At 68.7% G+C, this 12,309-nt stretch carries 15 protein-coding genes; 6 read left to right on the top strand and 9 right to left on the bottom strand.

The features are described 5' to 3' along the window. Position 1: 1 nt before the first annotated feature. Positions 2 to 922, top strand: a complete 921-nt coding sequence (locus tag AC3ANJ_RS02875; RefSeq protein WP_488318141.1) for a glycosyltransferase family 2 protein — start codon at positions 2 to 4, stop codon at positions 920 to 922. Here AC3ANJ_RS02875 and AC3ANJ_RS02870 read toward each other — a convergent pair. Beyond that, positions 919 to 2,160, bottom strand: coding sequence for a glycosyltransferase (locus AC3ANJ_RS02870; RefSeq protein WP_488318140.1), 1,242 nt, complete (start codon positions 2,158 to 2,160; stop codon positions 919 to 921). The genes AC3ANJ_RS02875 and AC3ANJ_RS02870 overlap by 4 nt on opposite strands. Positions 2,161 to 2,307: 147 nt before the next feature. Here AC3ANJ_RS02870 and AC3ANJ_RS02865 point away from each other — a divergent pair, with 147 nt between their 5' ends. Beyond that, entirely contained in the window at positions 2,308 to 2,760 is a 453-nt protein-coding gene (locus AC3ANJ_RS02865) for an FAD synthase family protein (RefSeq protein ID WP_488318139.1), read from the top strand. Here the strand turns inward: AC3ANJ_RS02865 and AC3ANJ_RS02860 are convergent, their stop codons facing one another. Beyond that, positions 2,761 to 3,168: an SIP domain-containing protein gene (locus tag AC3ANJ_RS02860; protein ID WP_488318138.1), complete on the bottom strand. Its 408-nt coding sequence runs from the start codon at positions 3,166 to 3,168 to the stop codon at positions 2,761 to 2,763. 83 nt (positions 3,169 to 3,251) lie between these two features. Between AC3ANJ_RS02860 and AC3ANJ_RS02855 the strand changes: the two genes are divergently transcribed. Continuing rightward, a complete protein-coding gene (locus AC3ANJ_RS02855; protein WP_406247037.1) occupies positions 3,252 to 3,515 on the top strand; it encodes a glutaredoxin domain-containing protein in 264 nt (87 codons plus the stop codon). 57 nt (positions 3,516 to 3,572) lie between these two features. Further along, entirely contained in the window at positions 3,573 to 5,315 is a 1,743-nt protein-coding gene (locus AC3ANJ_RS02850; protein WP_488318137.1) for an aldehyde dehydrogenase family protein, read from the top strand. On the opposite strand, the gene pip is transcribed toward AC3ANJ_RS02850, so the two are convergent. Continuing rightward, positions 5,312 to 6,277: a prolyl aminopeptidase gene (gene pip, locus AC3ANJ_RS02845; RefSeq protein WP_488319220.1), complete on the bottom strand. Its 966-nt coding sequence runs from the start codon at positions 6,275 to 6,277 to the stop codon at positions 5,312 to 5,314. The two genes, AC3ANJ_RS02850 and pip, sit on opposite strands and share 4 nt — an antisense overlap. A 56-nt stretch (positions 6,278 to 6,333) precedes the next feature. Further along, the gene (ypfJ, locus tag AC3ANJ_RS02840; RefSeq protein WP_488318136.1) at positions 6,334 to 7,221 is read right to left on the bottom strand and encodes a KPN_02809 family neutral zinc metallopeptidase; all 888 of its coding nucleotides are present in this window, start codon (positions 7,219 to 7,221) and stop codon (positions 6,334 to 6,336) included. A 35-nt stretch (positions 7,222 to 7,256) separates the two neighbouring features. Between ypfJ and AC3ANJ_RS02835 the strand changes: the two genes are divergently transcribed. Both AC3ANJ_RS02835 and AC3ANJ_RS02830 read left to right on the top strand, forming a co-directional pair. Further along, positions 7,257 to 8,246 (top strand): malate dehydrogenase, encoded by a 990-nt coding sequence (locus tag AC3ANJ_RS02835; protein ID WP_488318135.1) that lies wholly within the window; start codon positions 7,257 to 7,259, stop codon positions 8,244 to 8,246. Positions 8,247 to 8,289: 43 nt separating this feature from the next. Next, positions 8,290 to 8,760, top strand: coding sequence for a recombinase family protein (locus AC3ANJ_RS02830; RefSeq protein WP_406247045.1), 471 nt, complete (start codon positions 8,290 to 8,292; stop codon positions 8,758 to 8,760). A gap of 8 nt (positions 8,761 to 8,768) precedes the next feature. On the opposite strand, the gene AC3ANJ_RS02825 is transcribed toward AC3ANJ_RS02830, so the two are convergent. From AC3ANJ_RS02825 to AC3ANJ_RS02805, 5 genes are all read right to left on the bottom strand, one after another. After that, complete coding sequence (locus tag AC3ANJ_RS02825) at positions 8,769 to 9,482, bottom strand: FHA domain-containing protein (protein ID WP_376179001.1); 714 nt, start codon at positions 9,480 to 9,482, stop codon at positions 8,769 to 8,771. A 158-nt stretch (positions 9,483 to 9,640) separates the two neighbouring features. Beyond that, a complete protein-coding gene (locus AC3ANJ_RS02820) occupies positions 9,641 to 10,213 on the bottom strand; it encodes a DUF4303 domain-containing protein (protein WP_488318134.1) in 573 nt (190 codons plus the stop codon). A gap of 31 nt (positions 10,214 to 10,244) precedes the next feature. Beyond that, entirely contained in the window at positions 10,245 to 10,871 is a 627-nt protein-coding gene (locus AC3ANJ_RS02815; RefSeq protein WP_488318133.1) for a hypothetical protein, read from the bottom strand. A 2-nt stretch (positions 10,872 to 10,873) separates the two neighbouring features. After that, the gene (locus tag AC3ANJ_RS02810; protein WP_488319219.1) at positions 10,874 to 11,575 is read right to left on the bottom strand and encodes a WXG100-like domain-containing protein; all 702 of its coding nucleotides are present in this window, start codon (positions 11,573 to 11,575) and stop codon (positions 10,874 to 10,876) included. A 94-nt stretch (positions 11,576 to 11,669) separates the two neighbouring features. Next, entirely contained in the window at positions 11,670 to 12,308 is a 639-nt protein-coding gene (locus tag AC3ANJ_RS02805; protein WP_488318132.1) for a hypothetical protein, read from the bottom strand. Between the last annotated feature and the right edge of the window lies 1 nt (position 12,309).

The following is a 12,309-nucleotide window of genomic DNA, read 5'->3' as shown; positions in this document are numbered from 1 at the left end:
GATGCTCGACGTCGCCATCGGCATCCCGACCTTCCGCCGGCCGGACAAACTCGCGGCGCTCCTGGCGGAGCTTCCGGCGCGGATCGCGGAAGTCGGTCTCGACCGCCCCGTGCGCATCCTCGTTGTGGACAACGACCCGTCCGGCTCCGCACGCGCCGTCGCCCAGGCCGCCGGGCCTGGTGTCGAGTACGCGATCGAGCCGACGCCGGGCATCGCCGCGGTGCGCAACCGGCTGATGGACGAAGCGGAGGGCAGCCGCCTGCTGGCCTTCATCGACGACGACGAACGCCCCCTCGACCACTGGCTGTCCTCCCTCGTCGGCACATGGGTGACGCACGGCAGCGCTGCGGTGATGGGGCGGGTCATCTCCGTCTTCCCCGACGAGGTCGACCCTTGGCTGCTGGGCACCGGAGTGTTCCGCCGGCGAGAGAGACCGACGGGACTCGAGATCCCGGTCGCAGCCGCGGGCAACCTGCTGCTCGATCTCGACCAGGTCCGCGCCCTCGGCATCCGCTTCGACACGTCGCTCGGGCTCGCCGGCGGGGAGGACACACTCTTCAGCCGGATGCTCGTCGCCGCCGGCGGACGCATCGTCTGGTGCAACGAGTCGCGGGCGGAGGACGACGTCCCCGCCGAGCGCCTCACCCGTCAGTGGGCCATGCGACGCGCCTACAACGGAGGCAACCTCGCCGTCGACAACGATCTGCGTCTGGAGGCCTCTGCCGTCAGACGACAGGCCATCCGGGTGCGACGGCTCGTCGGCGGGCTCGTCAGGGCAGCGCTCGGCTGGCTTCGTCATGCCTGGGGGCGCATGCGCGGTGATCTGGAGGACGACGCCCGCGGCATGCGGACCGCGTACCGCGGGTGGGGAATGGCGAATGGCGCCCTCGGGCGCCGGCACCTGGAGTACACCCGCCCCTAGAGCTCCCCCGGCTTCATCGCCTCGGCGTCGATCGCCCGAATGATCCGCAGAGCCGCGGTGTCCGGCTTCGGCTCTGCGCCGGCCGACGCGGCACCGGTCGCCTCGGCATCCTCACGACGAACCCGGGCGCGCGTGGGCGCGTAGACGACCAGCGAGTGGAACAGGAATCGAGCGAAGAACGCCACCACGAGCGAGATCGCGGTCGCGAGGACGCTGGAGATGTGCCAGGACTCCACCATGAGCGCCATGATCGGGATGCGCAGGGCCGCCTCGACGTTGTTGAACGCGAAAGACGCGGCGAACCGCGCCCCCAGACCCCTGGCATCCGAGCGCATGTCGGCGAAGACGAAGCGCTCCTGCAGCAGGAAGTTGCCGACGATGGTGGCCTCGGCCCCGATGATCGCCGCCCAGATGTAGGGCATTCCCGCGGTCGTCAGCAACCACATGATCGCGAGGTTCGCCACAGCCCCGAACAGGCCGATGAGGGCGAACAGCGACATCTTGCCGAACCGCAGGCGGGTCAGGTGGGCGACGAACGTCGCCCCCTGGCGCAGGCTGGCCTTGGAGGTGCCGTGGCGACGCTCGGCGAACTCCATCGGGACCTCGGCGATGCGCACGTCGGAGCGGGCGAGGATCTCGAGCAGGATCTTGAACCCCTGCGGTTTGAGATCGGCGACGTCGATCCGCCGGCGATCCACCAGGAAGAACCCGGTCATCGGGTCGGTGCTGCGCGAGAGCCGCCGAGGGAACATCGCCTTGGTCAGCCAGGTCGCCGCCCGCGAGACGCCGAAGCGCACAGCGGTGCCGAGACCCTGCGAGTCTCCCCCGCCGATGTAGCGCGACGCCGCCACGACGTCAGCGTCGCCGTCCGCGTGCTGGTCGAGCATCGCGGGAATGAGCTCGGGCGGATGCTGCAGGTCGCCGTCCATGACGACGCAGATGTCCGCCTCGGCCTCCGACAGGCCGAGCACGACGGCGCCGCCGAGACCTCCGGTGTTGTGCTCGCGGTGGATCACGCGGACGGGCAGCGGTGCGGATGCCGCGACGCGCTCGACCTCAGCAGCTGTCGCGTCCGTGCTGTCGTCGATCACGAGGATCTCGGCGCGACGCCCCTCGAGTGCGGCACCGACGCGTGCGACGAGTTCGGCGATGTTGTCCCGCTCGTTGAAGGTCGGGACGATCACGGTGACGTCAAGTGCCACGCGTCCCCCTCCCGCACTCCGGATGTCGGCATCCATCGTTTCATGTCCGGCTATGGGTTTCGCGCCGCGGCGGAAAAGTCGTGCGGACCCGCGCGCCGGTCGCTACACTGAGCGGATACGGCTGTGGGAGCCGTTGACGGCCGTGGGGGCCGTTATTCTGGGGATTCTTGATCTGGGGAGATCATGGGGACGCGTATCGGCTATGCCGCTGGGGCTTTCGACCTGTTCCATGTGGGGCATCTGAACCTGCTCCGCCACGCCAAACAGCACTGCGACGTGCTCGTCGCTGGGGTGGTGAGCGACGAGATGCTCCGGGAGGTGAAGGGGATCGAGGCGCTGATCCCGACCGCCGAGCGCGCAGAGATCGTGCGGCACATCTCGTTCGTCGACGATGTGCACGTCGAGACGACGCCTTCGAAGATGGACGCCTGGCGCGACGTCGGATTCACGCACTTCTTCAAGGGCGACGACTGGCGCGGCACCGAGAAGGGGCTGCGGCTCGAGCGCGAGTTCGATGCGGTCGGGGTGGAGGTCGTGTACTTCCCGTACACCGCGCACACCTCCAGCACGGCGCTGCGGCGAGCGCTGGATGCGCTCACAGCCGGAGCCGTTCCGGCGATGGCCGGACAGCGGTAGTCACGCGTCCGGAGGCGTGCCCACACCGAGCAGGCTGCGCGCCATCTGCGCGACCCGCGGCGGCGTGTGCGGGCCGAGCCACAGCGTCCACGACGCTGCAGGCTCGTCGCTGCAGGTCCACTCCACGCACCAGGCATGCACGGCGGTCGCGAGCCGCTCCCCGCGGGTGCGCGCCGAGGTGCCCTCGCCACGCAGCAGCCAGCGCACCGAGACGCCGTCCGGCACGTCGATGCGGCGCTGCTGGACACGCGCGACCGCCTCGATCATCACGACCCCGTTGGCATCCCACGGCAACCGCGTGCAGATGTCGCGGATGCCGGCCACATCGTGCGCGTCGCCCGCGATGAGCACGGCGCCCTCGAGGTTCTCCCAGTCGGGGTCGTCCAGATGCTCGCACGCAGAAGTCACGCTACGACTCTAAGTAAGGGTCACCTAACTTGGCAAGCCCCGATCCCGGCGCCCACCCAGCCGGAGCGTCATATCCTGGAAGCATGACCACTCCCGCAGCTGACTCGATCACCATGTTCGGCGCCGATTGGTGCCGCGACTGCATCCGCACCAAGAAGCAGCTCGATGAACTCGGCATCGAGTACACCTACATCGATCTCGTCCAGGAGCCGTCCGCGGCCGATGTCGCCAAGGAGATCTCCGGACGCACGAACATCCCCGTGGTGGTCTATCCGGATGCTTCGCACCACGTCGAGCCGTCGAACGCGGACGTCGAGTCGAAGCTGCGCGAGCTGTCGCTGATCTGACCTCCTGGGCCGCGGTCCTCGCGGCATAGGCTGAGAGCACGCGACAGGGAGGCGACGATGGCTTCGACGACGGAGAAGACCGCGAGCGGACTCGACGAGGAAGAACGCGCGTCGCTCGACGCCGCGATCGATGAGCTCTCCGCCGGAGCGCGCACCTGGTCGCACCTGTCGGTCGCGCAGCGCGTCACTCTGCTGCGCGCCGTGCGCGCTGCGGTCGCGGCATCCGCCGACGAGTGGGCGAACACCGCGGCCGATTCGAAAGGCCTCACCGGCGGCCATCCGCTGCGCGGCGAAGAGTGGCTGAGCGGTCCGTACAGCACGCTCGGCGCCCTGGACGCCTACCTCGAGACGCTCACCCGCATCGCCGATGGACGCAACCCTCTCGAGAGCGTGCGCATCGACCGGGCTCCGGGCGGACGCACCCGCGTGCACGCATTCCCGCTGACCAGCACCGACAAGGTGCTGCTGTCCGGCTTCACCGGCGAGGTCTGGCTCGCGCCTGGCACCACGCCGCGTCAGGTGCGTGCGGGCTCCGGCCTGGCTCAGCGCACTCCGCACGAGCCCGGCGGCGTCGGCCTCGTTCTCGGTGCCGGGAACGTCACCTCGATCCCTGTGCTGGACGTGCTGTACGAACTGCTCGCCCATAACCGCGTCTCGCTGCTCAAGGTGAATCCGACACAGGATGCGCTGGTGCCGGTCTTCGAGCACGCACTGGCACCGATCATCGAGCCCGGCTTCCTGAGGATCGTCCGCGGCGGAGCTGCCGCCGGCGCCTACCTCACCACCCACAGGGGCCTCGAGCACGTCCACATCACCGGTTCGGCGGCGACCTTCGATGCGATCGTGTGGGGTCGGGATGCCGCGGGCAAGCGGCGTCGCCGCGAGAACCGCCCGCTGCTGAAGAAGCCCATCACCGCCGAACTCGGCGGCGTCTCCCCCATCATCGTCGTCCCCGGCGAGTGGACGGATGCCGATCTCACCTTCCACGCCGAGCACATCGCGACCATGCGCCTGCAGAACAGCGGCCACAACTGCATCGCCGGCCAGGTCGTGATCCTCTCGAGCGACTGGGCGCAGCGCGAGCAGTTCCTCACGGCGCTGCGGCATGCGTACGCCAAGGCGCCGGAGCGGCCCATCTGGTATCCCGGTGCGGACGCCCGCATGGCGCAGGCCGGCGGCGACTATCCCGACGCCCTCGCCCTCGGCGACCGGCTGCTGGTCGAGCTCGGCTCGACCGACGACGCGGAAGCGCTCGAGACGACCGAGTACTTCGCGCCGGTCCTCGGCGTCGTCGCGCTGCCCGGCCTCGGACAGGACTTCGTGGACGCCGCAGTGCAGCACGCGAACGAGAAGTTGCAGGGCACGCTGGGCGCCAACCTGCTCATCGATCCGGCGACCGAGCGCGCACTGGGCACAGGTTTCGAGCGCGCCCTCACGGCGTTGCACTACGGATCGATCGCCGTCAATGCCTGGACCGCCTTCGGTTTCATCACGCCGACGCTCACCTGGGGCGCGTTCCCCGGCGGCACGATCCAGGACGTCGGCAGCGGCATCGGCATCGTGCACAACGCGCTGCTGCTGGACGACGTCGAGCGATCGATCGTGCGCGGCCCGTTCCGCCCGTTCCCTCGGTCACTGCCCAGCGTGAACGGCGGCGGCCGGTTCACGATCCTGCCGAAGCCCCCGTGGTTCGTGACGTCGCGGACGGGAGCCGCGGTGTCCGAGGGTCTGACGCGCTTCCGCGCGACGGGTGGGATCCCTGGCCTCGTGAAGACGCTCCTGCAGGCGCTGCGAAGCTAGTCGTCCGCGAAGAGGTCGGTCGCGTCGCGGAGCGCCTGCTGGATCCTGGGTTCGGATGCCGCGTGTCCGGCGTCTTCGACGATGACGAACTCCGCCTCCGGCCAGGCGCGATGCAGGTCCCACGCCGTCATCATCGGCGTGCACACGTCGTATCGTCCCTGCACGATGACGGCGGGGATGTGCCGGATCGCGTCGACGCCGGCGATCAGCTGCCCGTCGGCGAACCATCCCCTGTTCACGAAGAAGTGATTCTCGATCCGCGCGAACGCCACCGCGGCATCCGGTTCCGTCATGCGCGCAACGGTGTCGGCGTCCGGGCGCAGGGTGATCGTCGAGGACTCCCACGTGCTCCACGCGACAGCGGCCGGAACGTGCACCGCCGGGTCGGGGTCGGAGAGCTTGCGGTGGTACGCCTCGATCATGCGGTTGCGCTCGAGCACCGGGATCGGCGCGATGAAGTCCTCCCAGAGGTCAGGGAACAGTGCGGCAGCCCCGCCCTCGTAGAACCACTCGAGCTCGACGCGACGCAGCGTGAAGATGCCGCGGAGGATCAGTTCCGTCACGGCATCCGGATGCGTCTGCGCGTAGGCGAGCGCGAGTGCGCTGCCCCATGAGCCGCCGAAGACCTGCCAACGGGCGATGCCCAGGTTCTTGCGCAGCAGCTCGATGTCGGCGATGAGGTGCGCGGTGGTGTTGAAGCGCAGGTCGGCGTCCGGCGTGCTCGCGTGCGGGGTGCTCCGGCCGCAGCCGCGCTGGTCGAACAGCACGATCCGGTACCTCTCCGGGTCGAAGAACCGGCGGTGCCAGTCCGCTGTGCCACCACCGGGACCGCCGTGCAGGAAGACGACCGGTTTGCCTTCGGGGTTGCCGCTGACCTCCCATGCGATCCGCTGGCCGTCGCCGACCAGCAGCACGCCGCTGTCATACGGCTCGATGGGCGGATACAGCGCATCCAGGTTCATCGTCTTCGACCCCCCGGTCTTCGTACTTACCACTGCGTTTCACGCTACCGCGTGGTTCACCCGGCTTTGAGCTGGCTGTCCGGCACGGCGAACGTGTCGCAGACGCCGAGACCGTTCTGGTAGCCGTTCGCGAACCAGTACTGGCGCTGCGCGCTGGATCCGTGGGTGAACGATTCGGGGTTCGAGAAGCCGGACATCTCCTGGATGTGGTCGTCGCCGACGACGAGAGCGGCGTTGAGGGCGTCCTGCAGCTGCGTCTCGGTCGGCGCCAACAGGTACGGGTCGCCGTCGGCATCCTTCTGCTCCGTCATGTCGCCGAGCCACGCGCCGGCGTAGCAGTCGGCCTGCAGCTCCATCCGGACGCCGTTGCTGGCGGGGCCGGTGCCGTTGTTCGGGTGGTCCGCCATGGTGCCGGTGATGTTCTGGATGTGGTGGCCCCACTCGTGCCCGACGATGTAGAGCTGGGCCAGTTCGCCAGCTGAGGCGCCGAACTGCTGCTGCATGACATCGAAGAAGGTCGGGTCGATGTAGACGGTGACGTCGGCCGGACAGTAGAACGGTCCGACGGCGTTGGATGCCGTGCCGCATGCCGTCGAGGTCTGACCGTCCACGACGATCATGCCCGGTTCGGAGTAGCCGCCCACGTTCTCGGCCCAGTACTCGTCGAGCACGACCTGTGCACCGGCGATGCGGCATTCGACCTTGGCGTTGGCGTCCGCACCCGTGTCGCATTCGTCCAGCGTGCCCTCCGAACTGGACGACCCTTGGTCGCCGGTGCCGCCGCCGAGGAAGGGCGACAGGTCGATCTCGCCGCCGGAGAGCAGACTGACGACGAGCACGGCGATCGCGCCGAGCCCGACCGCTCCTCCGCCGGCGATCGCTGCGGTGCGGCCCCGCCGCCTGGTGCGGTGTCCGGAGATATCGGCATCCGGGTTGAACGTCATGGAAACGAGGGTAGCGCGCGGCGTAGTCTCGGGACATGACCACCACGATCACCATCACGGGCGCGGGCGGGCAGATCGGCTACGCCCTGCTGTTCCGCATCGCCGCCGGAGACCTGCTCGGGCCGGACGAGAAGGTTCGGCTGCGGCTGCTCGAGATCCCGCAGGGGCTGAAGTCCGCCGAGGGTGCGGCACTGGAGCTGCAGGACGGCGCGTTCGGGCTGCTCGAGGACGTCGAAGTGACGGATGCCGCGGCCACCGCCTTCGCGGGCTGCGACCTCGCCCTCCTGGTGGGCGCCCGTCCGCGCGGGCCGGGGATGGAGCGCGCCGACCTGCTCGCGGCGAACGGGAGCATCTTCGGCCCGCAGGGCGCAGCGATCGCCGAGAACGCGGCACCTGGGGTGCGGGTCACCGTGGTCGGCAACCCCGCGAACACCAACGCGCTGATCGCCGCGGCATCCGCGGACGGCGTGCCGGCCGAGCAGTTCTCGGCCCTGACCCGGCTGGACGAGAACCGTGCGCGGGCGCAGCTCGCCCTCGCTCTCGATGCGCCGGTGTCGTCCGTGCGCCGTGTGCCGATCTGGGGCAACCATTCGGCGACCCAGTTCCCCGACATCTCGCACGCCACAGTCGACGGCCGACCGGCATCCGACGCCCTCGCTGAGCGAGTGGGCGACGTGAGCGGATGGCTCGAGTCGACGTTCATCCCGAGGGTCGCGAAACGCGGTGCCGAGATCATCGAGGTGCGCGGTTCGTCGTCCGTGGCGTCTGCGGCCAACGCGACCATCGACCACGTGCGTGATTGGGTGCGGGGCACGGAGGATTGGACCAGCGCCGGCGTCGTGTCGCACGGCGAGTACGGGGTCCCCGAAGGGCTGATCTGCTCGTTCCCGGTGCGCTCCGTCGACGGCGAGTGGCAGATCGTGGAGGGACTGGAGCCGGATGCCTGGGCGCAGGCCCGCATCTCGGCATCCGTCGCGGAGCTCGTCGACGAGCGGGAGGCGGTCCGCGGGCTCGGACTGGTGTGATGTGCGCCCCGGGCAGGGCAGAATGGAACCCGGAGGTGCACCGATGCGCGAGACGACAGACCTGACGACGGGTGCCATGCACATCGGCGGTGCGCTGACGAGTCCGGTCCACCTGCCGCACGCGGCGGCCGAGTGCCCGAAGTGCTTCACCGAGCTGCAGCAGAACCACGACTGGTGGCACGCCCGCCCGAGCGGATCACGACTTGTCGGACTGGTCGTCGCACGCGACGGCATGCCGTCGGTGGTGACGCAGCGCGATGAGCTGACCCGATTCGGCGTCCCGATCGAGGGATTCCGGCATCCGGCTCCCGAGATCCTGGAGAGCTGGAGCGATCGGCTGACCCGATTCATCTCGACCCTGAACAAGGGCGACGTCCTCGTCGTCGCGAACGTCCACGCACTGGGCCGCGACCGCGACGAGGAGAGCCGCACCGTGGCGGACCTGCGTCAGCGCGGCATCATCGTGAAGGTGCTCAGCCAGGATTCCCGGCACCTCGCCGACGCGATGCGCTGACCGCCCGCTCAGTCGCCGTCGGGGTCGGGTTGGTTCCGCAGCGACTCATCGTCGAGCAACGGCAGGTCGGCGCGGGTCACGACCTGAGAGGTCACGGCGTACTCGACCAGGCGTGCGCGGCGGTTGGTCGCCAGCTTGCCCGGCCCACCGCGAAGACCCTGCACTCCCATGCGGTCGAGCTTGTCGCACACGTTGTCGAGCTTGCGGTTGAACTTGCTGATCGTCCAGCCCAGGCGCTTGGCGGCGGCGCTCGATGACGGGAGTTCGTTCATGCTGACACCCTCCCGCCGCAGCATCGGCTCGGCGAGCGAGAGAATGAGCTGCTTCTGGAGCGGCGTGAAGCGGGCGGGCATCACGGTCGTCTCCCCGCTCATCGTCGCCTCGACCTGACGAGAGACCTCGTATGGCGCCTGCTCGGTGTGCAGGTTGAGTTCGTAGGTCACCGGTCCTGCGGTGAACACGATCACGCTGCGCTCGAAGACGAGCGGCATCCGTGCACCGGGCGAGAGCCAGGACTGGACCGCGCCGCCCGCACTCGACACGGTGGCCGCAAGGCGGACGCCGATGTTCGCGAGCCACCACAGTCCGTGACGGTACTGGAGCTCGAGGAAGTGCCGATGCAGGTAGGGGTTGTCGTCGATGTCGAGGTCGCCCTCGCGCCCGATGATGAAGGAGCGCTCCGCGGGGATGTCATGCCACTCGCCGGCGAACTCCAGACGCAGTGGAACCGGCTGCCGGTCCTCCGTGGACCGGTCGAGCGGATCGGTCTCCGGCGCAGATGTCGATTCAGTCACGTGAGCCCCCTCGGCGTCCATCCTGCCATGGGGCGGTGCTCAGGCGAACTGGGGGCGCAGTTCCTCGCGGATCGTGTCGCCCCTCGTCAGTCGAGCTGAAGGAACTCTCGGAACTCCGCGAGATCCTCGGGCGGGTTGAGCGGCGCGTTCCAGGCGGCGATCTGCTCCTCGGAGACATCGGCGTCAAGCGGCAGGAACACCCTCTTCGCGTCCGGCCACCGGTCGAAGAATCCGTCGGCGACCGACTGAGCCATGGCATTCGAGATGGCGTTCCAGACGGCTGTCCGGAACGCGTCGAGATCTCGGGAACCCGCCTGCACGCCGTCCGGTGATGCGATGAGCTGTTTCGCTCGCTCCGCCTCAGCACGCACCGGCTCGAGCGGATCTTCGGCATCGACCTGCGTCACGTCCATGTCCCACTCACCGAGGTGCCAGCGGGAATCGATGGCGTACTCGGGCTCCTCCGCGATCATGCGGTCGAGGTTCTCGCGGGAGTTCGCGAAGGCGACGATCGATGTGGAGTCCGCGTCTGTCGCGATGCCGACGCCGACGATGTCTTCGGCGGGCAGACGGCTGGTCACGGCGAGGAGCGCCTGCTCGATCGCCTTCCCGATGCTGTCGCTGAAATCCTTGGCCCACGACTCGAGTTCGAAACTCATGCCACCACCCTACTGTCCCGGTGCTGTTCGATCACGGCTTCCCTCCGAACAGTTCACGGCCGGCGAGCCGCAGCGCCTCTGCGACGGCTTCGCTCCCCTGACCGTCCGCTTCCTGCAGGCGCTTCAGTACCTCGCGGACGTTCGCGATCGTGTGCTGGCCGGCGACGTTCGGCGCCCAGATCAGGTTCTCCGAACCCGTGTACCAATTGATTCCGTGCTTGTCGAGGATCGCCTTCGCGTCCGCGAGCACCTCCTGCTGGCGCCGGCCGACACCCTTCTTGAACACGATGTGATGGCCGTGCGCCGCGTCCATGTCGGGCGGCGGCGGACCGTGATGGCCCGTCGTGACCCTGTGCCAGTCCGGTTCGCTGGCGTTGCCGGCTTCGACCCGCGCCTGATGCTGGCTCGCCGGGGAGGGCAGCGGCGGCGAGTCGCCGTCGGAGCCGTTGTTCGGGTTGTTCGGGGTGCGCGGCGGGGTTCCGCTCCCATCAGAGCCGTCGCTGTCGTACCTGTCGACCTCGTCGACCCCGTCGCGATCCTCGCGCTTCTTGTGCCGCAGGCCCCGGATCACGTCGGAGGCCGGCGCCATCCTGACGTTGAGATCCCCGAGCTCCCTCGCCATGGGCCTGAACAGCTCATCACCGATGTCTCGCCCCATCGTCAACCCTCCCCCGTGATGTTCAGTCCGCCCAGATCTGATCCGAGCTGAGCCAGCAGCGTCTCGATATCCCCGGCCTGAAGGTCCAGGTCTTCCTCCGCCTGCTCCAGGGCCTGAACGTCCGCGTAGAACTCATCGGTGTCACCCACGACGGCTTCGACCACCGGCGCGTCGAGCGCCGCCATGATGAGCCCGGGCAGTTCCTGCGCGAGCGGCTCCACCACCATCGGCAGCACCTGAGCCAATGCCTCCTCGACGGCGATGTCCACGGCGGCGTTCAGCAGCTTCTTCTTGATGATCAGCATCGGCCCGGCTCCGGCCGCGGTGATCGGATTCGTCAGCATCCCGATCAGGGTGATCATCGTCAGCGTCACATCCGCGATGACCTTGATCTTGAGCCCGGTGACGATTGTCGCGCCGATCTCCATCCCGGTCGGGACCGGGCCGAGGACGTCGAGGATCTTCTGCAGGTTCTGCGACCGGTTCGTGTTCCATGCCGCGACGAAGGCCGGGCCGGCCTGGCCGCGCATGGCCGCGGCCAAGTCACCGTTCACCTTGCGATCGACTGCCTGCAGCCGGCCCTCGAACTCGTCGGTGAAGACACGGATGATCTCGGCCCCGCGGCGGACCTCGTCCTCGTCCACGTCCGGCCAATCGAAACCGAGCTTCTCCATCACCCAGATCAGCTCGTTCGGCAACATCATTCCCACGATCGCACCTCCTTGCGATGACCATACGGAAGGGATGCCGGAAGCACCATGGGCAGGACTCCCCATGCGCCGCCGCAGGCGCAGCCCCTCACTCGCCGGGGACGTCGACCTCGACGCTCACGAAGCGGGAACCCGGGATCTGCGTGACCTTCACGGTCGCGTCGTCGAGCGATCCGGCCGGCAGTCCGAAGCGGGCGGCGATCTCGGCGTTGCTCATGCTCTCCAGCACGGCGGTCTCGCTCGTCGGCGCGAGGAACCGCGAATCCCCTTGGCCTGTTCTGCCGTACTTGTCGGGGTTGTCCTGCCCGATCGCATCCTCGTAGAGCTCTTCGACCGCCTGCTTCCCCGCCTTCTTCGGGATGCCCTTGACCTCGTCCCAGACCTCTCCCGGCGTCTCGCGCACGGCCTGACCGACGGCACCGCCGAGATCCCGCGCAGGGTCGTAGTCGGGGTCGCGATGGCGCGGCGTCTTCCCTGAAAGCTGGTACTCCCGCCCGCGGCTGACGTCCTCGAGCACGTCGTACTTCTTGGCATGCGAGGTCGGCTTGTCCGCGCGGTGCTTCGGCACACGATCCGCGTTGCTGCGATCCACACCGCGGATGGCGTCCGCGTCCGCCCGATGCTTTCCGCCGCGTTTGCGGAACGCCCCGGAGAAGCCCTTCTTGAACTCGTGGCCCGCGCCGTCGACGGCATCCATGATGTCGCGCATGACCTTCTTCATCGACATG

This window comes from Microbacterium sp. STRO-1N, from assembly GCF_057748015.1.
Note: the sequence above shows the minus strand (reverse complement) of the source record. Positions and strands in the feature narration are given on the sequence as shown.